Genomic DNA, 18,410 nt, shown 5'->3' on the forward strand with positions numbered 1-18,410 from the left:
GATAGGGGTAGGGAAAAAGAGTTTTCAGCGGCTGATGCAAGGGCGCACGGTTCTCGGACTCATATGCGCGTGCGTGGTCCTTCCTGCGTGTGGCTCACTGTCCTATCACTCGATTGGTGGCGCAACGCTCGAGCCGAGAACGGAAGCTGTTTCTTGGAGCGACGCATCGGCGTTTCACCCTTTAGGACAGACTTGGAGCGGCCGTATTCGTGTAAGCGGTCAGCCTGTTCATTCGGCAGGCATAGCACGTCGCGTTCGACGGCCGGTGATCGCAAATTTCGATATACGGCTGGCCGACCTGACACTCGCGAACACGATAGCGCGTTGGGCACTGGAGTCAGGAGCAACGATTCGCTGGTCCAGCTCCGTGACGGTTCCCGTTACGGCCAACAGTCAGCTACGCGGAACGGTTGCCGATGCGATGCATTCGGTGGCGCAGGCTCTGGACGCGGGAGGATATCCACTGGTGGTCGCGGAAGCTCCTGCACATCATTTCTGGATCATTGTCGATGCGCCGATAGTTAAGTCGGTGTATGGCGAGACGGACATTGTTGCGAACTTGGGTTTGACGTCGAACGCGAATGCAGCGCAAGACATGTCTGAAAAGCGAGGTACGGATGAGACCGTCTCCGGAGCGTCAAACTGGAGGCTGCTTCTTGCCGATCGCGACATCCGGCAGGCGCTCGCCCGGTGGGGGGAGGCGTCGGGCAATCCTGTTCGGTGGGATAGCGCGATCGTCGCACCGATCACAGCCGACTCTACGCTGACCGGCACATTCGACACGGCCATCAAATCAGTCGTCCGCGCGCTGCAAGAAGCGGGCTACCCCCTTGCGGTTAGCGGCCCCGATCCCACTACACGGACATACCGGGTTTTCCAAACTACCTCTCATACGGCGCTTGCCGAGGTCTTCCCATGATGCGCTTGCCCCTTCAACAACGTGTGCAGTCGTTCGCGCTTGGGCTGATCGTGCTCGCGAGCATGGTGCATGCCGCTAACGCCGCTGATAGCGACTTGTCATCTGCAGTCCACATCGCACCATATCACCCAATTCAGCCAGCAGCGCCGTCTACCAAAATGCCAGTGACGAAGCCTGAACCGGGTGTGTCGCCAGCTGCGGTATCCGCAACTGCGCCGGCGTCCGCCGGCTCGAACGCTGCGCCTATTGTTCCGCCGGCATCGCTGTACCCATCCGAAACGGTTGTGACGGCTGCGCCGGTTCAGTCTCAAGATTTCGACAGCTCATATCGGCTTGCCGCAGGCACGTCGTTGCAGACGCAGCTACGTGAATGGGCACAAAAAAGCGGCTGGAATGTGATCTGGAATTTACCGCGTGATTGGATCGTTCCGGGTGATGCAGCCTACGGGCCTGATTTTCAGACGGCAGCAACACGTGTGATCCAGGATCTGGCGGCCACTGGAATCGACGTGCGCGCGGATCTGTTCACGGGTAACAAGACGCTGGTTGTGCACGAAGCAGGGGAGAGCGAGTAATGAGAAAGAGCCAAATTATGCTGGGCGTACTGGTCGCTGCTTCACTCGCCGGCTGCGCTCTCCGAGATGTACGCAACGAACAGGTACTCGATGTCCAGGCGGCACGCGACCAAGCGAGCAATGCCAATCCTTCGCGGCCGATTGTGCTGACACACGCATCGAATTGGTTGCGTGGCGAAGAGATCGCGGCGAGCAAGCCGCAACCGGCAATTTTCGACAAACCGATTCGTTATGCGTATCAGGCGGGATCGCTAGCGGACCTCGCGGCACGTTTTACGAAACAGACGGGTATCCCAGCGATTGTCGATTCGTCCGCGACCGACGCCGCAGTATCGACGCTTTCAGCGGCATCGTCGTTCGCTCGGATGCCGCTTGGTGCGCCGGGTGCTGCCGGTGGACCGCTGCCCCCAGGCGGATTGAACGAGCTAGCGCGGGGTGGTTCGCCGTCCAGCTCAGGCATTCCTGGTATGGGCACGTGGCCGTCCACGAGCGCACCGAGTTACTTGGTCTATGACGGCTATGTCAGAGGTTTTCTTGATGTGGTCAACAGTCATTACGGCGTTTGGTCCGCGTATAAGGACGGCGTGATTACGTTCTTTCGTAACGAGACACGCGTGTTTGCCCTTCCCGGCCTAAACGAAGGAGGGCGACTGGAGGGATCGATCTCAACGGGTAATGGCGACAGCGCTAGTGGATCGGGTAGCAGTGGTTCATTTTCGGGTACCGGCTCGGGGGGCAATAGCGCGAGTAGTCAAAAACTGACGATGACGGCGGACATCAATCCGTGGAAAAACTTGCAAGCGACCGCGAAGGCGATCTCGGGTGGTGGCCAGGTAGTAGCCGATCCGGATGCAGGCATCCTAACCGTTACCGGAACGCCGCCGATGTGCGATCGCGTGGAGGCATGGATCAAGACACTGAACGCGACCTACGCAAAGCGTATCGAGATCGATGTCCACGTGTACGAAGTACGTCTGTCTCGTGAAGACAATTATGGGCTGGATCTTGCACTTGCGTACAAGAGCAAGAGCGGACATACGAGCGTCGGGATCTCTGGCGCTTCGGTACCGAAGATCCTGGGAACGGCTACGCCGTTTTCATTTGGCGCGAACATCCTGTCAGGCCCGTTCTCTGGAACGAAGGGGGCGATTCAAGCGCTTTCTTCGTTGGGCGATGTTACGACGGTGCTTTCCAAGGCGGGAGTCACGCAGAACGGCAAGCTGATGTCGCTCCAGGATGCTCGCCAGCAGGGATATGTTCCGCAAACGCAAAGCACGCTCGCATCAAACGTCGGTTCCACCACGTCGATGCAGAGCGCAACATTGACGACGGGATTTACGTCCGGGTTCCTGCCTAAGCTAGTGAACGGCAACATCCTTATCGATTTCAACCTGACGCTGAGCCAGCTGATCGACATACAGACATTTCCTCCGGGCTGTACCGCGGGCCAGTCGTGCGTGCAGACACCGACGACACAAAACACGCAGCTGCAACAGAGCGTGACGCTCAAGCCTGGTGACACGTTGGTATTGACGGGCATGCAGCAAAAGACCTTGAGCACAACGGGGAACGGTGTTGGCTCGCCGTGGGTGCCGTTGCTTGGCGGCGGTGCTGACGCGCAGAAGAACGACACGGTCATTGCAATCGTGTTGTCGGCCCGCCTTCTGTAACAGGGGATGATCGAGATGAACTTGCCGAATTTCCTTCCGGTTTCTTCGCGAGCGTCGATCCGGGTCGCGGTGGCATCTGGTGCGACGATCGCATTCGTGAGTCTCACTATGCTGCACGCACATGCGTCAAACGTCAGTTCGTTAACCAGCTCCAAGCATGTGAGCGCAACTGCTCTGAGTGCGTCAGCGCCGGGAGGAGCGTCGAGCATCGGGCTCGTTAATGGGTCTTCTCCTACGGTGGTTGCGCCGCTTCAGGGTGCGGCTTCTCAAGCGAGTGTTGCGAAGTCGACGGTAGTACAACCGGAAAACGCCGAACTTGATGGGCTTGTTCGCGAAACCCTGGTGTTGGAAGCTCGCTTGAAGAACGAGACGCTGAAGCGCGATATTCGCAAGGTACAGCGCGATTTCAGTTCGAGTGCGATCGTCTCTGGTATGCCGCCGGCCGAAGCGATCCCATCGAACACTGCGGTGGGGGCGCCGACCGCACCGCCGAAGGTCGCGAGCGACTGGGTGCTGATCGGCACCGGCGCATTTGATGGTCGACAGAGCGCGACGATTTCCGTGAACGGCGCTGCACGTGACGTGCGCGTGGGCGACACGATTGATGGCTGGACTGTCAAAAGCATCCTTGCCGAGCGTGTGACGCTTGGGCGCGGGCGTGCGATCAAGACCGTGGGTATGTAATCACATGGCCGAGATCCTGACACTATCGAACGACAATCCGACGCTATACGCGGTCGGGCTCACTTGGCTCGTGGAGCCGGTAATGCCGAAGCCCGCGCAACTGCGCGAATTGTCACGCGTGCGTGGGATCTGGGGTGTGGCGCGGAAGACGACCGCCGGTGTGCAATTGGGGTTTGGCGACCTGCCGCACGACACGCGTCGTCCGACGGCCATTCGCGCGCTTGCAAGCGTTGTTGCCGATTATCATCCGGCTCCCTGGCTCGGTGTCTATCGGCTCAACGACGAACTGTCGTGGCTCATAGCCGTGCGCGCTGACGGGATCGCGCCGAATGGCGATCTGGTTGGTTCGCACGACGAGATCAAGGCGGCAGCTGCAGCGCTCAAGGCGGGTGAGCACTGGAAGAGTGTTTCCGGGTTGCCGGCCGATCTTGCCGAGATGGTCCGGTTGGCTGGGAAGCAACCAGGTCTGCGCGACTGGCGCGCAAAGATTTCACCGGTGGTGCGCAATGGGTTGATCGCGGCCGCAGCCGGGGCCGTTGTGATCGCCGGTGTGACGGCGTGGACGTGGCGGCAGAATCTGAAGCAGGAAGCCGCGGTGGTGGCTGCGCAGCGTGCGCAGCTCGAGGCAGCGCATGCTAAGCGCGCGCGCTTGCTCGCGTCGCCGCCGTGGAAGGTAGCCGCTGCACCTGCGCAGCTGATTGATGCGTGCCATCAGGTATGGCTCGCACAGCCGCTAGCCCAAGATGGATGGAAGTTGGCAGTCTGGCAGTGTAGGCAAGTCGGTGAGAACCTGGCTCTGACGATGAATTGGGTGAGTGCGGGTGGCTCGCCCATGGACGCTCCAGGCCGGCTGCTTGATGGCGCACATTCGCAAAGCAGTGGTAGCCGCCGCGGCCTCGGTGTCGCGGTGAACGCTGCAGCAGGCAATAACGAAGAGGCGCAGCGATCGATCTGGGCATTAGCCAATGAGGTAAGCGGGCAACTGTCGCTCGGTACGATTTCAGCACTGCCGTGCGACGTGCAGATGTTGAAGGATCTCCCGCCTTGGCAGACGCAGGCCGTGTTACTCACGAACTCTGTGCCTCCGTGGGCATATCGATTGTCGGCGGTCGCGGGTGAATTATCCCTTGATGCCCCGATCGGTCACGACGGCCGATCATGGAACAGTGTACCGGGCTTTGTACTGGATACTTTGACGTGGAGGGTCGGAAAGGATTGGCAGGCGAGTGGCACGCTCTATAGCTGGCGGCCAAGTGGCGCGATCGAACAGCAGATGATGAGCTGCAGGCAGCCTACACATGCCGTGGGAGCGAAAGCATGAAACTTCCCGGCAATTTTCTTCCCCTTGGTCGATTTACTCCTGCGACCGACACCGCGTCGTCTAGTGACGGAAGCTCTCCGTCGCATGCGTCGCTCGCTTCAGCTCCGATCGTACCTGATCACCTGGTAGACCACGTGGTTTGCGTCCAGGTTGGTGACGCGCTGACCGTCTATGTCGACGTGCGCAAGCGCAGCACGTCGGTGTTTGATTCATGGCTTCATCACTTGAAGCATGCGGGCCACGATCCGGTGCTTGTGTCGTTGCCCGCCGACGAGCTGCAAGCGATGCGCCGTCAGCATCGGCGCGTCGAGGCGCTGGCGGCCGACGCACCAGAGATTCATCGCGAAATCCAGCGGCTCCTCATGTATGCGCGAGCGGTGAACGCATCCGATATACACGTCATTCGTCGCGCCGAGCACACCGATATGGAATTACGTATCGACGGCGAGATTTATCGGGTGAACGCGAAAATGATGACGGCTCAAGAGGGCGATGCATTCATTCTTGCAATCTACAACGCACTCGCGAGCAATAAGCCCGCGCAGTTCGCACAGCGCCAATTTCAGACGGCTCAGATTGACGGCGATAAGCTGGCCGAGACCGGTATCGAAATGGTGCGGATTATTCGAGGTCCGTGCGAGCCCGTATCAAAGGGTGGCCATTTTCTCGTTGCCCGACTGCAAGACCAGCCCGACTTCAAGTGCGTGTTAACGGCCCAGGAGGCATGGCGGGCACTAGATCTGATGGCGCCGAAAAAGCCAGATGGAGGGTGGGATATCGATGGCTATTCGCCGGAACAAATGGCGCTCCTAGAGCGGATTGCACGGCGAGATCACGGAATCGTAATAGCCTGTGCTCCGACTGGCGCGGGTAAGTCACGAACGATTCGGGCCGTGATGCGTCGTCAGGCGCAGCTTTTCCCATGGTTGAAACAGATCACGATGGAGGACCCGCCTGAATTCAAGATGTCGTGGGCAGTGCAGCTGGTGGTCAACGAAGCGCCGGAGAAAGAGGAAGAACGCCATACACATCTAAAACTTCTCAAGCACACGATGCGGATGGACCCCGACATTCTTCTTACTGGGGAGGTGCGGGACGCACCTGAAACGCACGCGATGCGGGGTGCGGCTGAGACCGGCCATTTCGTTTTGTCGACGCTGCACGAAGGGGACCTGTACCGTTTTGCGGTGCGGTTTGAGGGCTTCGACTTTGATCGCCTGTCACCGCGAGTGACGTGCGACGCTGGTTCGGTGATTGGCCTTATCGGACAGCGCCTGGTCCCGATTCTTTGCGACGACTGTAAACAACCGCTGGACACGGCGAGCGAGGAAGTAGTGCCAATGTACCTACGCGACGCGCTGCACTCGTGGGACGTTGACCTTGCAAACGTGTGTGTACAGGGCAGCGATCGTGCTTGTCCGACATGCTTGGGCAGGGGGACTGTCAAGCGTGTGGCGATCGCCGAAGTAGTTGAGACGAATGAGACGCTGATGTCGTTGCTAAAGCGCGGCGAAATTGCTGAAGCGAAGCGATATCAGCGTTCGCGGAAGGGCGCGGACAAATCAATGTTGGAACACGCGCTGGCGCTGGTGGCGAAGGGTGAGCTAGCACCGGACAAGGCGCATAGCTCAGTGACGATCGTTGACAGGATCGAAGCCAACGGAGATCACCTGTAATGCCGAACTTCACGATTCCGTTTCTGGAGCGCTGGCGCGCATTCGGCGATGTATTGTCAACTAAACGCGCTTTGCCGAGGTTGGTCGACTCCGAGAATGTGAGACTGCCGTGGCGACTGCGAAAGCTCGTCTACGAAAACATGTTGGACCTGCTGCCACAGGGGGAGGATGAAACAGCGATCCTGGGTGCGCTGCGCTCTAATCTCCAAAAGCGCAAGAAGATAGCCGATGCGCAGGCTATTCATCGGGTATATCTCGCGGTCGTGAGCGGCAAAACGCTGCTTGTGGCAATGGGGAAGCTGCCACCGACTGAAGCGTCGATGATGGCAGCTGGGGCGGCCACTGGTGCTTATCCGAAGGCGATGCAGCAGATTCTGGAGCTGCGGGAGCGGGTCGGTCGTATCACGGGCCTGATAGCGCGAGCAGTGACCGAACCATCAGTGTACTTAGCTGGGCTCTACGGATTCTGTTACGTGATTGGCTCGCAGGTGACGCCGACCTTAGTTGATGCGATACCACCTGAGAACTGGTCTGCCTCGACCCGAACGCTGTACGTGCTCGGGTGGGCTGCCACCAGTTGGTTCGCGCCAGTTGCTGGTGCGGTCGCGTTGGCTTTGGGGCTCGCGTGCGTCATTGCGTTGCCGCGATGGACCGGACCGGGCAGGGCATTTTTCGACGAGTATGTATTTCCGTTCACGCTCTATCGCGAGCTGAACGGAGCCGCTTGGCTCGATACATTTTCTAGACAGATCAAGTCAGGAATTGCTGAAGCCAGCGCGCTCGAGCAGCAGACGAAGTTTGCTAATCCCTGGCTCGCGTCTCGCCTACGACCACTCTGGCAGGGCATTCGACGTGGCGAAAAACTCTCCGTGGCGATGCGTGCGACGGGGCATGGGTTCCCCTCTATGGACCTGATCGAACGTATCGCGATGCTGCAAGGTAAAAGCAACTTCGCAAATGTGATCGAGGTTGCCGCGCAGCAATTCGGCGAGAAGGTTGAGCGCCGAATTCTTCGTGTCAGTGTGATTCTTGGAACTGTGTTCACGTTTTTCGTTTTGGCTGTTGGCTTGATGATCAACGCGAGTGTCAACAGTTTGATGTCGGACGTGGCACGTGCAGTGGGCTTCTAGGCGAGCCCGATACTTTGATTAGTAAAGGAGCAGGTCATGCGTGAATTCTTCGGGTCGCTTTACGGGCAAATCATTACTGTGTTCGGCATCATCGCGATCATTGCGTTGGGTAACAACATATTCACCACGGACAAAGCACTTTCTCAGGCAAGCGACGTGGGGGTGTTTGTAACGAACGCGCGGCAGATGCTGGGGGCTTCGCCCAATGGCTACATAAATCTCACCGATGCGAACGTTGCCGATCTGATTCGGGGCGGCGTCATTCCGGGGACTATGGTCCGAAATGGCGCCCTGGTCGATCGATGGAAAGGGGTTATCAATCTCTCGAATCAGGCGAATGGCGGGCAAGGCGTCGTCACGTTGAATGGGATAACCACAACGACCGATTGCGCGAAACTTGTGACGACGTTGGGAAACGGGTACGACGGTGTGACAGTGGGCGGTACGACCTTCAACAAGGATAACCCGTCGGATGGCCAGACTGCGGCGGCTGCCTGCAATGGGCAGACCGCTGTAACAATTATTTTCTCTTAACCGTTAGGCGGACCGCCGGCGGAGATATGAATGGCACACGACGAAATACACGACGCTGCGCACACGGCGACGGACTTTGACGTAGCACAAATTGATTGTGCTAGCACGTCTGAGACCGAAGCTTTTGCCAGTCTCCCGTTCTCCGATCTTTATCTTGAGCCGGGCGAGAGAGCATGGTTCAAGACGTATTCAGGTGACTCCGAGCGACACGAGTTATCCGGGGCCGCGCTTTGGGCTGCAAGGAATCTGCGTGCACGGGCCCAAGCCTTTAAGAAGGAGGAATTTCGTATTCAGTACGCAGGTGTGCCGATGCGTGGAGCATTGGTCAATACGACGCGAGGCCCGTTGTATGTGTTCCGCCGACATCAAGTAGGGGCGCTTGAGTTTGGATCATTGGGTTACGGACGACGGCTCGAAGCAGCGCTACTGGCAAGGGAACTATGCAGCGGCGGTTTGGTTCTGCTAACGGGTGGAACGTCAAGCGGTAAGACGGTTGGCGCAACGTCGTTCTGCGTCGAATTTTTGAAGCGCTACGGTGGCTGCGGCTACACGATCGAGAATCCGGTCGAGGTCGACATCGAGGGTGAGTACGAGGGGGAAGACGGAGTAACCGGGACGCTCTATCAGACCGAAGTTGATAGCGATGAGCAGTTCGCCCCGGAAATACGTCGTCGTCTGCGCGGTGCTCCGAACGTTCTCATGATCGGAGAACTGCGCACGGCCGATGCGGTGGCGCAAGCGTTCCTCGCGGCGACCAGCGGTGTCCTTGTGATTGCGACGTATCACACTGACGATCAGATGAAGGGCTTGCAGCGGCTGTCGAGCATGTTGCGTGACGCGGGTTATGACGCGGGGTTGTTTGCGAGTGGTCTAGCGGCTGTTGTACATCAACGCCTCAAGGTGCGGTGGCAGGACGACGTGTTGATACACGAGCTGGAGGAGGTGTCGCCGCTCGTTATAAAAGGCGCCGAGGACGAGCGCGGGATTCGTTCTCAGCTGCATGGGACGGACTTCCGACAAATGATTTCGGAGATCGAGAGGCAACAGCGCGTGTTGCACAACCCTGACCCGAGTTTGTCTTTCTGAAATGGGATACGCGCTGTTACCGATCGTTGTGCTTATGACATTCACCGGATTGATTGTGCAGGTTGCGCAGTGGGCAATCTCGGTGCCAGGCGCCGGTCTTTCGGGCCGGCTCACGGTACTCGCGATGGAGCGGGCAACGCAGGCCGAAGTATTTGCGAACTCGTGCCGGACCGCCGCGCAGCAGCAGCCCGGCATGGTCAACGATTCGATCACGGTGACATTGCCAGCAGGAGTCACCCCGATTGTTGGGTCTCGATGTGCAACAGTGCGGAACGGTACCGCGCGACTGATTTATGCCGGTGTGCCGAGTGTGCCGGGCGCATCGTCAACGTTAGAACGGGTATTGAAGGGCAGCGCGCTTTGGTATCAGGTATCGAATCCAGGGCAAGCAGTTGCCGTGGGGAGTGGGCAGTTGATCAGTGTGCCGGCATCATTTTCATCGGGCACGCTGTTGTATCAGGTTCGTATCGAGCCGTGACCGCCCTGCGAAAACTGTTGACAAACTGTTTACCGGTAAATATGCTGACAAATATACCGGAAGCGCGTACTTCTTGATGGATTGAATTTATGTCTTCGTTCTTCGGCGGGTTGTTCGCAATGTTGATCTCCGTTACGGCGATGGCGGGCCTATACGCGTGGTCGAAGATCGGTTTTGCAAACGTCCAAGCAGCGGTGATCGCGAATCAAGGCGTCTTGATCGGCCAGGCGATGAACAAGTACCTGAGCGATACAAGCACAGCTCTTGCGCAAATCGCTACGCCGACTGCGCCGGCGACGGTAACGGTTGACCAGCTGGCACAAGCTGGCTATCTCCCGAAGAGCGTGTCGATGCGCAACGCTTACGGGCAGGACTGGCAGATGCAGGTATTGCAGCCTGTTCCGGGCCAATTGCAGGCACTTTTGTTTACTACGGGAGGGCGTCAGATTCCTCCTTCGGTGCTAGTCCCCAGCGCTGCACAAACAAGTGCGCAAGGGATGTTGGGTGGCTTTGTGCCGTATGCAAATCAGTTCGGCGACACGTCGATGCAGCCTACAGTGGCAGTGGGCGCGAATGGGACGTTCCGCCAGTCCCTAGAGGGTTATGGAAATCCGGGTAGTGGCCACCTTGCGGCGATGCTCGGGATGGCGAATGCGCAGGCAGATAACGGTTTCCTATACCGCGTAGACATGAAGCCATCGCGGCCGGACCTGAATTCGATGCAGACAGATTTAGGGATGACTGATGCCGCAGGGAATAAGCACGATATCACTGGCGCTGGGACTGTGAATGCGGTTGCCGGCCGGTTCAGCGGCAACATCGGCACGGCTGGCTTTGACCCGCAGTCGGGCTTGCCTGCAGGTTATGCCGGTGGCGTCCATACATGGGACGTGTACGCAGAAGGGACGATCGCTGCTGGTAACCAAGGAAAGCTCAACGCGTCCATGGATTATCAAGGCCACATCGTGGGGCAGCTGTTGTCACTTGCGAATGCATCAGTACCCAACACGGCTTGTACGAACTACGGGGTCAACGTCACTTCGGTTTCGGCTAACGCTGATGGGTCTGGGCAGATGCTGTCGTGTCAGTTGACCGACCAAGGGCCACGATGGCTGCCGATTGGAGGTCGGTGGTTGCGCTACGGCTACTACACGGTGGCAGATTCGTGGTCGGTGCCCGCGCCGAGCTGTCCTAATGGCGGGGCGATGAAGATTCAAGTCACTTTGCAGAATTTCTCGGTGAACGACACGACTGTCGTGAATTCTGGTCCAGCAACCTGGAACGGCAATGGATGGACAGTTCATCTGACAGATGGAAGCGGTAACGCGATTCCCGGCGCGCAGGGCATTGCGGCGACGTACTGCGCGTATTGATGTTAGGGGAGTGTGGCCATGTTTTGCACCAGCAGCGCCGTAGTGTCGCGTGAGGTGAAGCGTTTATTCCAACGCATCGTATGGAGCTTGCTTGCGCTGATTTCCATATTGTTTGCCGCAGGCCTGTTTGCTCAAAACGGGCATGCAGCTCCAACGCAGTGCTCGTCAGGCTATCAGGACAACACGTGTTTGACGCCGGTCTATCACGCTCCGATCTCTGCGCCGATGTGTCCGACTGATCCGGGTTGGATTACGACGGGAAATGCTGTCTGGCAAGGCGCGCATTGGAGTCAGCCGCAATGCAGCTATCTATCGCCGCCTACCTGTCCAACCGGCTTGCAGCAGACGGTGGCGCCAACGTGGACGGGTGCGCAGTGGACACCCCCGAGCTGCCAGCAGCCTATCTTGCCACCGGTTGATCCGATCTCCCAATGCGCGCAAGCCATTGAACAGCGACAGGCGGGCTACGGCATTACCGATGCAAACGCGGCTACGGACTCTCCGGTGCTCGAGGAGAACAACACGCTGCGTTGGCATTACTGGACGGCAGATCATTACAGCGACTGGAAATTGACGTGGACGGGCGTTTTTGCGTCGCCGAAGCAACAGGGCAATCTCTTTTCGTTCACGTCCAATGGGCATTTTCTTGTTGTGAAGGGAACTCGTTGGGACGGTGGTGTTGATCCGGGTTCTGGTACCGAACTGCAGAACTTTGTGGCAGCAGTTTGCGAGGCCAATCCAACAACAGGTGCCGTTATTAGCGTCCAAAAGGAGAGTGGGTTTGCCCGTTGTGGAGGCAAGCAGCCAGAAGGCTCGACAGGGCCGTGTGGAGGGGGGTGATGTAGGGCGGCCGGGCATTTCAGTTTGCCAGGCGCTCGTGAGGCAAGGCAGGGCATTGCAATATTGTGCAAAACAACCATTCGAGGGGCATTCATGAAGACCGAAAAGAAAATCATCACGCTGGTAGCAATTTCTGTTGTAGCGACTTTTGTATTGACCGCGTGTGGAGGGGGAGGTGATGGCGGGGGCGGCTCTGCATCTTCTGGTGCGAGTCAGTCAACCACGCCGACATCGCCCCCCACGTCGCCGTCCTCGCAGTCGGTTCCTCCTCAAACCAGCGTGCCGGCGTCGACTTATCCAAGTGATTCGCCGAGCGCTGCTTTGTTCGCACAGATCAACGCCTATCGCCTCGCGCTGGGTGTGGGGCTGATGAAGCAAGACGCTGCGCTGGATAAAGCCGCGACTGCGCATGCGAGCTACGGATTGCAAAACGTTCCGAATGGGACGATCACGTTCCTGGGCCACGATGAAAACGCATCGTTGCCGGGATTTACTGGGGCGTGGCCGCTCCAGCGAGCACAGGCCGCTGGAGCTCCGGCCGCGGAATGGGTAGGCGAGGTTATCTCGGGTAGCTTTGGCCCGGTGGTACAGACTACCGGGACGGATTGCGGAAGCACCTGGATCAATAGCGTCTATCACCTGCAGGGCGTGACGGCGAATTCAGAAAGCATGGGGGTGGGGGTCGCCACGACGGTTACGACACCGCCGGCCGGGCAGCAGCCGGCGATGTGGGCGTTCTGCGTCGTTGACATGGGAACGGCGACGGGTGTGCCGGGTGCTCCGGATGCAAATCAGGCATCGCAAGTCAATTCGATTCCGACGAGCGGCGGGCAGCAGTTTGCTACGGACCTGGTTGTCCACGCGCCGTATAGCGATGAGACCGGGGTAGCGCTGGCCATCGCAGCGGGTGAGAGTCCCAACCCCGCGCCGGATCTGAGTGCACCGGGGCGGCCGATCATGGTCCGCGTCAATGCCGCGAACAACGACACGCTGACGGTTTCGAGCTTTCAGCTGGTCGACGGCACCGGCGCGGTAGTGCCGGCGCGCGTTCTCGTGTCCCAGACCGCAGTGTCGGGATCAACCGCTGCGGTAACAGCCGATCCGAACAACATGCTGTCACCGGGCGTCGCGTTCCTGCTACCTCTTGCACCGTTGAAGCAAAGCACGCAGTACACGGCCACGTTTGCAGGCGCTCGTGACGGCAAGCCGTTGTCAACCACCTGGTCGTTCACGACCGGTACGAAATAACGGAGCAGATCATGCCCGCCAAGGTCAGCAAAGTCACGATCGAGCACGTTGAAATGAAGATCAATGGTCTCAAGGCGAAGCGCCGATTTGTCGCTGTCGATATTGCCGTTGAGATGAAGCTTGTGACATTGAGTGAACTTTATAGCCAGATGCTTTGCAAGCAGGCGACCGCAGTTGACCTCCGTGATTTAACGGAGGAGCAACGGCGCCTTCTGACTGAGGCGGCATGAACGCGTGGAGAATCGACATGAGCAAGAGAGGCCAGGGGCGTTCGTCTTTCAACGGTGGACAGGTAATGCGCGTGGGTGAGCTAATCGCGCACTCAACCGAGTATTTCGCCCTGGAGAAAGACGAGCCGATAGGCGAGACGAATCGCAGAGGCGAAAGTTACGCGACGATCACGCCGTCACAGAGCGCTCCGGATGTGCATCGAGTAGTCGACCCGGTAATCGCTGTCGCTCAGCTCGAGGTCGCTATCAATCGGCTGCGCCGCCGCCGATTCGACGTGGATGGGAACGGGACCGTGATCGATTTCCACGATCGTCAACGTGAGCAGTTGACGTGTTTGTATCGCCACATGATTCAGAACCGAATCGGTGGCGTTGCTTTATCAAAACTATCGCCCGGCGCGCGTTTCGCTCTACAAGTTGCCGAACAGATCTGACCGTTTTTAATTAATAGAGGACCGACCATGAACCCGCTGGCTATCACTTTGCAATACCGTCTGCTCGCCATCTATCAGAAGCACCAACGGATGGTGCGAGAAATTATCAGCATGTTTGTGGCGTGCATATTTATCGGCGCAATGCCGATGACTGCTTACGCCGCTGATTACTCGACGGCGACTGGAATCCTCAAGGCGTTCTTGCAATGGATTTTCTTTGATGGGGGGCCGTATATCTGGATGGCCATCGCCGGCGTCTTGGTCCTCGGCGTACCGAAAGGCTGGGTGCAGATGAAGACTGCGGTCATCACGATCATTGTCTGCTTCGTGTTTTTCTGTATTCCGGCGATCGTGCGGTACATGTCCCAGCAAGCAGCCGCGAGCCTTTGAGCAATGCGTACCGTCGACCACATCCCCGTCGCGAATGTTCGACCATTTATGGTTGCGGATATTCATTGGGTGTTGTTTTTCGGGTCTATCTTGGCGCCGGCCGTGGCTTGGGTGATTACGCGCGTTCTATGGGTGGGATTGGCGATTCCGTTCTTGTTGTACCTGTCGTATCAGGCTACGGCGAAGGACATGTTCAAGATCGAAGTGTTCTCGACGAATCGGGCAAGGATGGCGAGCGTCCGAAGCCGCGAAAACTGGGAAGGGGCCAAGACCTATGAACCTCGGTGAGTTTCTGGAACGAAAGTTCGATGCGCCGCTTTTCGAACCGAAGGTGGACGCCGATCGAGATGTCGAGGAAAACCTTCGCACCACGTCGGAGATCCCGTTCGGAATCGACGCGTATGTGAATGACCATACGCTCAATACGCTCGATGGGACGAAGCTCCAGATTATCAAGGTCGAAGGACTGTACGCGGAGATGCTGAATGACGACGATATCGACAACTACAAGTTGCGTCGCGACACGGCGCTTCAGTCTATATCGAGTCCGGACCTGGGGATCTACGTACATGAAATTCGCCGCGAAAGCGACGAGTGGCCGAGCGGTAGTTACAAGAACTGGTTTCCGAACTATTTGAACGAACGCTTGAAGGGCCGGCATCAGCAGAAAGATCGCAAGCTATATCGGCACGATATCTACATCACATTGTGTCGCTACCGGCATATGTCGGGAGCAGTCGGTGCGATCGGGAAGGTGTTGGGCAAGCTCTCCTCAAGCATGGGCGGAATGGATAGCGATCGCCGGCAGTTGCGCGACCTCGATGAGAAGGTTGCGTCGATCATGAAGTCGTTGAGGGTGTACGGGCCGCGGCGTTTGTCACGGGTGACTACGGAGCGAGGCACCTTTTGTGAGATGGCTCGCTTTCTACGCTATCTGATCAATCTCGAGGACGGGCCGGTTCGTGCCGATGCGTACCACCTGGGCCGTGCTCTCTCGACGGCGTACCTGTCATTCGACAAGAACGTGGTGCTTGGACGCGACGTGTTCGAGGTGAAGGGCATCAATCACTGGCGTATCGGTCAAGTGATGGCGATGTCGCAGTGGCCGAGCGGCACCTTCGCTGGGATGGCGGACCCGTTTCAGAAGGTCAAGGCGGAAGTGATCGTCACGCAGAAGTTTTTCCCGGTCAACAAGCTAGATACGAATCGGGATTCGGCGATGCGCGAGCGCCGGGCATCGCACGATTCAGTGCAGTCGGAAGTCCAGGCGGAGATGAGTAGTTTTCGTAAGCGGATGTTGATGGGCCGCACGATTGCTGGTGATCATCACATGAGCGTGCTGGTACACGTCGCGGTCGATCCGGCGAATGTTGACGACACGCTAGATCGATTGGATCTCGCGACGGGCCATGTAGGCGAGTGCTTCAAAGCGTGGGGCGTGCCGCCGATCATCGAGACGGTTGGCATGGAGCGCGCGGTGTGGTCCCAAGTTCCGGGCGCATCAAAGAGGCATAACGGCCGCGTCGGCAAGGTCGAAGCGCTGAATTTTGCGTCGTTTGCTTCATTGCATAGTTTCCCCAAGGGAAAGATGTCGGGAAATCTTTGGGGCGATTGCCTACTCTTGCTCGAAACGGAAGGGCGAACTGGCTACGCGCTCAACTTTCATGAAGAACGTCCTGGAATGGTTCCTGGTCACGTCAATATTTGTGCGCTGACGGGCCGAGGCAAGACTTTGCTTATGGCGATATTGGTTTCGCAAGCGGATAAGGTTGAGCCGCGTGTCCTGTGGTTTGACCGTGAGAACGGCGCGACCGTTTTCGTTGAAGCGATGAACGGGCATGAGATTGTCCTGTCGACGGAAACGCCGCTGGGCAATCCCTGCAAGATGCCCGACTCGGTAGAAAACCGCGCAACTTTGCGCGAAATGCTGATGATGATGGCAACGTGCTACGGCTATACGTTGACCGAGAGTGACATAGGACGGATTGCTAAGGTCGTCGAAGACAACTTCGACGACGAGAAGACGCCGTTCGCCGATCGGAAGCTTAGTTCGCACGCTTGGCGGTTTGGACTGCCTGACTCTGGTCTCTATCAGGCCATGGCCATTTGGCATTCGAATGGCGCTAATGCCGCAGTGTTCGACAACGATGAGGATGGCGTTGATCTGGCTCGTTATCGACACATTCGTGTAGAGATGCGTCACCTGATGAAGGACAACCAGGCGCGTCCCGAGTTGCCGGTGCTCGCGTACTACCTGACACATCGCTTCGAGCAATCTCTCGATGGTACGCCGGCGATGGTTGTATGGGATGAGGCACAGCTGTTGGTGCGCAATCGATTCTGGGCGGCAAAGATCGAGGCGTACCGGGAGACTTTCCGTCGCCGAAATTGCGTGACCGTGTTCATCACACCTGAGCCGAATGCGCTCTACAACCCGGTGTTGGCCGTGAAGAATCAGGCCGTCGTATCGATCTACCTGGGTAACGACAAGGCCAGCACGACCGACTACGTAGCAAATCTCGACTGTACGGAGAGCGAGCGTCAATACATCCGATCGATGCCGGATTTCTGGATGTTGATTAAGCGCGCGGGTGGCGCTTCCGTGCATGCATCGTTTGACATGTCCGACATGCCGGATTTGATTCCCGTTCTTTCGTCGAACGACAAGTCTGTGACTGTGATGCGCGAGGTGAAGAAAGAACTTGGCACCAGTGATCCGGAAACCTGGGTTCCGGTGTTCATGAAACGGGCGACGGCGGCAGGAACGCACAACCAGGGGCCAAAGAAATGAGGCATGCGACGGCGATTGTAATGGTGCTGACGGCGATCGGCGTTGCGGCTTGTGGCAAGCGCGAGTCGAAGACGATGGATTACTTCTTGCAGCATCCGACGGAAATCGAGGATACCCAGAAGGATTGCAGGAGTAAGGGTATCAGCTTGCTTGCAGACACGCCCGAAGCTCGGACTTGCAACGCAGCTGACAGCGCCATGCGAGCGCGATTCTTTGAACACTCAGCATCGGGAGTTCAGCAATGAAAATCACTACCTCTTTCGCTTTACATCAACGCGCGATCGCCGCCGCCGGCATTGCGTTCGTCCTGTTTGCGCAGACCGCTCATGCGGATGGCGTTCCTGTCATCAGCCCGACCGAGATTGCGCAGTTGACGGCGCAGCTGGACACGCTGAAGAAGGCGCTCGCGCAGGCCCAGGATCAGTTCAAGGCCGTGACGGGTTCGTATCAGCGCGGCGCGGCCTATGTGCAGGACACGATCAATGCAGTCAAGGCGATCCCTGGTAGCTGGCAGGAGATGGTTCAGCAACAGAAGGACGGCGTGTATGGGCAGCTGCAATCTAAGTATGAACAGGTAATGCAGACCATCGATCCGAAGACTTTCACGGACCAATTGCGCGGATCGACGTACAAGCTCAATACGGATACGACGCGAACGGCGCTTGCAGGCAGCGACGCACTCTTTAGCGAGGCCCAGTCGCACATCGACAATTTCACGTCGCTGCTTAAGCAAGTCGATTCAACGGTGAATGTGAAGGATGCCGCGGATCTGCAAAACCGCATGGCGGGCGAGATCGGGCTTGCGCAGGCTGCGCAGGTCAAGATGACGGGGCTGGTGGCGCAGGTTCTAGCTGCGCAAGCGAATCGTGATAACCAGGCCGAGGCCACGCGCGCGAAGTTCTTCGGCAGTGCGACATCCGGGGGCACGCAATGATCCGCCGATTGAAGTTCGCGCGTAATTGCGCATTTTGGGTAGGTTCGGCCGTGATGCTTTGCGCCTTTGCTGGGTGCGCGCATGTGGGTGCGATTCC

General features: G+C 58.0%; 20 protein-coding genes. All 20 read left to right on the plus strand.

Annotated features, from left to right (window positions below; all coding sequences use genetic code 11):
• Positions 1-265 precede the first annotated feature (265 nt).
• The 20 genes from BM43_RS41180 (at position 266) to BM43_RS00280 (ending at position 18,313) form a co-directional block, all read left to right on the plus strand.
• Complete coding sequence (locus tag BM43_RS41180) at positions 266-919, plus strand: TcpQ domain-containing protein (RefSeq protein ID WP_158380913.1); 654 nt, start codon at positions 266-268, stop codon at positions 917-919.
• The gene (locus tag BM43_RS37945; RefSeq protein ID WP_148563158.1) at positions 916-1,494 is read left to right on the plus strand and encodes a toxin co-regulated pilus biosynthesis Q family protein; all 579 of its coding nucleotides are present in this window, start codon (positions 916-918) and stop codon (positions 1,492-1,494) included. The genes BM43_RS41180 and BM43_RS37945 overlap by 4 nt, the downstream gene beginning before the upstream one ends.
• Positions 1,494-3,164, plus strand: a complete 1,671-nt coding sequence (locus BM43_RS39920) for a type II secretion system protein GspD (protein WP_045577407.1) — start codon at positions 1,494-1,496, stop codon at positions 3,162-3,164. The genes BM43_RS37945 and BM43_RS39920 overlap by 1 nt, the downstream gene beginning before the upstream one ends.
• 6 nt (positions 3,165-3,170) lie before the next feature.
• On the plus strand, positions 3,171-3,848 hold the full coding sequence (pilP, locus tag BM43_RS37955; protein ID WP_080752318.1) for a type IV pilus biogenesis protein PilP: 678 nt from the start codon (positions 3,171-3,173) through the stop codon (positions 3,846-3,848).
• A gap of 4 nt (positions 3,849-3,852) precedes the next feature.
• Positions 3,853-5,169, plus strand: a complete 1,317-nt coding sequence (gene pilO2 / locus BM43_RS37960; protein WP_036057757.1) for a type 4b pilus protein PilO2 — start codon at positions 3,853-3,855, stop codon at positions 5,167-5,169.
• Positions 5,166-6,845 carry an ATPase, T2SS/T4P/T4SS family gene (locus BM43_RS00230; protein WP_080752319.1) on the plus strand — a complete coding sequence of 560 codons (1,680 nt, stop codon included), beginning with the start codon at positions 5,166-5,168 and terminating at the stop codon, positions 6,843-6,845. Before pilO2 ends, BM43_RS00230 begins: the two co-directional genes overlap by 4 nt.
• Positions 6,845-7,975, plus strand: a complete 1,131-nt coding sequence (locus BM43_RS00235) for a type II secretion system F family protein (RefSeq protein ID WP_036057764.1) — start codon at positions 6,845-6,847, stop codon at positions 7,973-7,975. The genes BM43_RS00230 and BM43_RS00235 overlap by 1 nt, the downstream gene beginning before the upstream one ends.
• A 36-nt stretch (positions 7,976-8,011) precedes the next feature.
• A complete protein-coding gene (locus BM43_RS00240) occupies positions 8,012-8,509 on the plus strand; it encodes a type 4 pilus major pilin (RefSeq protein ID WP_052710544.1) in 498 nt (165 codons plus the stop codon).
• A gap of 30 nt (positions 8,510-8,539) precedes the next feature.
• Positions 8,540-9,595, plus strand: a complete 1,056-nt coding sequence (locus BM43_RS37965; protein ID WP_080752320.1) for an ATPase, T2SS/T4P/T4SS family — start codon at positions 8,540-8,542, stop codon at positions 9,593-9,595.
• Between the two features lie 34 nt (positions 9,596-9,629).
• Positions 9,630-10,073, plus strand: a complete 444-nt coding sequence (locus BM43_RS39925; RefSeq protein WP_185767464.1) for a hypothetical protein — start codon at positions 9,630-9,632, stop codon at positions 10,071-10,073.
• 89 nt (positions 10,074-10,162) lie between these two features.
• Entirely contained in the window at positions 10,163-11,446 is a 1,284-nt protein-coding gene (gene pilV, locus BM43_RS37970; RefSeq protein WP_059443249.1) for a shufflon system plasmid conjugative transfer pilus tip adhesin PilV, read from the plus strand.
• A gap of 18 nt (positions 11,447-11,464) precedes the next feature.
• Positions 11,465-12,286 (plus strand): hypothetical protein, encoded by an 822-nt coding sequence (locus BM43_RS39930; RefSeq protein WP_144417594.1) that lies wholly within the window; start codon positions 11,465-11,467, stop codon positions 12,284-12,286.
• Positions 12,287-12,379: 93 nt separating this feature from the next.
• Positions 12,380-13,534, plus strand: coding sequence for a CAP domain-containing protein (locus BM43_RS00250; protein ID WP_045577408.1), 1,155 nt, complete (start codon positions 12,380-12,382; stop codon positions 13,532-13,534).
• A gap of 11 nt (positions 13,535-13,545) precedes the next feature.
• The gene (locus BM43_RS00255) at positions 13,546-13,764 is read left to right on the plus strand and encodes a DUF3717 domain-containing protein (protein ID WP_036057772.1); all 219 of its coding nucleotides are present in this window, start codon (positions 13,546-13,548) and stop codon (positions 13,762-13,764) included.
• Positions 13,765-13,781: 17 nt separating this feature from the next.
• A complete protein-coding gene (locus tag BM43_RS39935) occupies positions 13,782-14,198 on the plus strand; it encodes a hypothetical protein (RefSeq protein WP_144417595.1) in 417 nt (138 codons plus the stop codon).
• 27 nt (positions 14,199-14,225) lie between these two features.
• Positions 14,226-14,588, plus strand: coding sequence for a hypothetical protein (locus BM43_RS00260; RefSeq protein WP_036057775.1), 363 nt, complete (start codon positions 14,226-14,228; stop codon positions 14,586-14,588).
• 3 nt (positions 14,589-14,591) lie between these two features.
• Positions 14,592-14,876: a VirB3 family type IV secretion system protein gene (locus tag BM43_RS00265; RefSeq protein ID WP_080752321.1), complete on the plus strand. Its 285-nt coding sequence runs from the start codon at positions 14,592-14,594 to the stop codon at positions 14,874-14,876.
• Positions 14,863-17,379: a VirB4 family type IV secretion/conjugal transfer ATPase gene (locus tag BM43_RS00270; protein WP_036057777.1), complete on the plus strand. Its 2,517-nt coding sequence runs from the start codon at positions 14,863-14,865 to the stop codon at positions 17,377-17,379. The genes BM43_RS00265 and BM43_RS00270 overlap by 14 nt, the downstream gene beginning before the upstream one ends.
• Before the next feature lie 20 nt (positions 17,380-17,399).
• Positions 17,400-17,624, plus strand: coding sequence for an EexN family lipoprotein (locus BM43_RS42640; protein WP_158380914.1), 225 nt, complete (start codon positions 17,400-17,402; stop codon positions 17,622-17,624).
• Positions 17,621-18,313 carry a TrbJ/VirB5 family protein gene (locus BM43_RS00280; protein WP_036057783.1) on the plus strand — a complete coding sequence of 231 codons (693 nt, stop codon included), beginning with the start codon at positions 17,621-17,623 and terminating at the stop codon, positions 18,311-18,313. Before BM43_RS42640 ends, BM43_RS00280 begins: the two co-directional genes overlap by 4 nt.
• Positions 18,314-18,410 lie beyond the last annotated feature (97 nt).

The sequence above is a fragment of the Burkholderia gladioli genome, from assembly GCF_000959725.1.
In the GTDB taxonomy this organism is placed as follows: Bacteria; Pseudomonadota; Gammaproteobacteria; order Burkholderiales; family Burkholderiaceae; genus Burkholderia; species Burkholderia gladioli.

Excerpts from the sequence above, each read along its gene's own strand:
- BM43_RS42640 (WP_158380914.1), top strand. The coding sequence starts at position 17,400 with ATGGTGCTGACGGCGATCGGCGTTGCGGCTTGTGGCAAGCGCGAGTCG.
- BM43_RS00255 (WP_036057772.1), top strand. The coding sequence starts at position 13,546 with ATGCCCGCCAAGGTCAGCAAAGTCACGATCGAGCACGTTGAAATGAAG.
- BM43_RS37945 (WP_148563158.1), top strand. The coding sequence starts at position 916 with ATGATGCGCTTGCCCCTTCAACAACGTGTGCAGTCGTTCGCGCTTGGG.
- BM43_RS39935 (WP_144417595.1), top strand. The coding sequence starts at position 13,782 with ATGAGCAAGAGAGGCCAGGGGCGTTCGTCTTTCAACGGTGGACAGGTA.
- BM43_RS00265 (WP_080752321.1), top strand. The coding sequence starts at position 14,592 with ATGCGTACCGTCGACCACATCCCCGTCGCGAATGTTCGACCATTTATG.
- BM43_RS39930 (WP_144417594.1), top strand. The coding sequence starts at position 11,465 with ATGTTTTGCACCAGCAGCGCCGTAGTGTCGCGTGAGGTGAAGCGTTTA.
- BM43_RS00230 (WP_080752319.1), top strand. The coding sequence starts at position 5,166 with ATGAAACTTCCCGGCAATTTTCTTCCCCTTGGTCGATTTACTCCTGCG.
- BM43_RS37965 (WP_080752320.1), top strand. The coding sequence starts at position 8,540 with ATGGCACACGACGAAATACACGACGCTGCGCACACGGCGACGGACTTT.
- BM43_RS39920 (WP_045577407.1), top strand. The coding sequence starts at position 1,494 with ATGAGAAAGAGCCAAATTATGCTGGGCGTACTGGTCGCTGCTTCACTC.
- pilV (WP_059443249.1), top strand. The coding sequence starts at position 10,163 with ATGTCTTCGTTCTTCGGCGGGTTGTTCGCAATGTTGATCTCCGTTACG.
- BM43_RS00235 (WP_036057764.1), top strand. The coding sequence starts at position 6,845 with ATGCCGAACTTCACGATTCCGTTTCTGGAGCGCTGGCGCGCATTCGGC.
- pilP (WP_080752318.1), top strand. The coding sequence starts at position 3,171 with ATGATCGAGATGAACTTGCCGAATTTCCTTCCGGTTTCTTCGCGAGCG.
- BM43_RS39925 (WP_185767464.1), top strand. The coding sequence starts at position 9,630 with ATGACATTCACCGGATTGATTGTGCAGGTTGCGCAGTGGGCAATCTCG.
- BM43_RS00240 (WP_052710544.1), top strand. The coding sequence starts at position 8,012 with ATGCGTGAATTCTTCGGGTCGCTTTACGGGCAAATCATTACTGTGTTC.
- BM43_RS00260 (WP_036057775.1), top strand. The coding sequence starts at position 14,226 with ATGAACCCGCTGGCTATCACTTTGCAATACCGTCTGCTCGCCATCTAT.
- BM43_RS00280 (WP_036057783.1), top strand. The coding sequence starts at position 17,621 with ATGAAAATCACTACCTCTTTCGCTTTACATCAACGCGCGATCGCCGCC.
- BM43_RS00250 (WP_045577408.1), top strand. The coding sequence starts at position 12,380 with ATGAAGACCGAAAAGAAAATCATCACGCTGGTAGCAATTTCTGTTGTA.
- pilO2 (WP_036057757.1), top strand. The coding sequence starts at position 3,853 with ATGGCCGAGATCCTGACACTATCGAACGACAATCCGACGCTATACGCG.
- BM43_RS00270 (WP_036057777.1), top strand. The coding sequence starts at position 14,863 with ATGAACCTCGGTGAGTTTCTGGAACGAAAGTTCGATGCGCCGCTTTTC.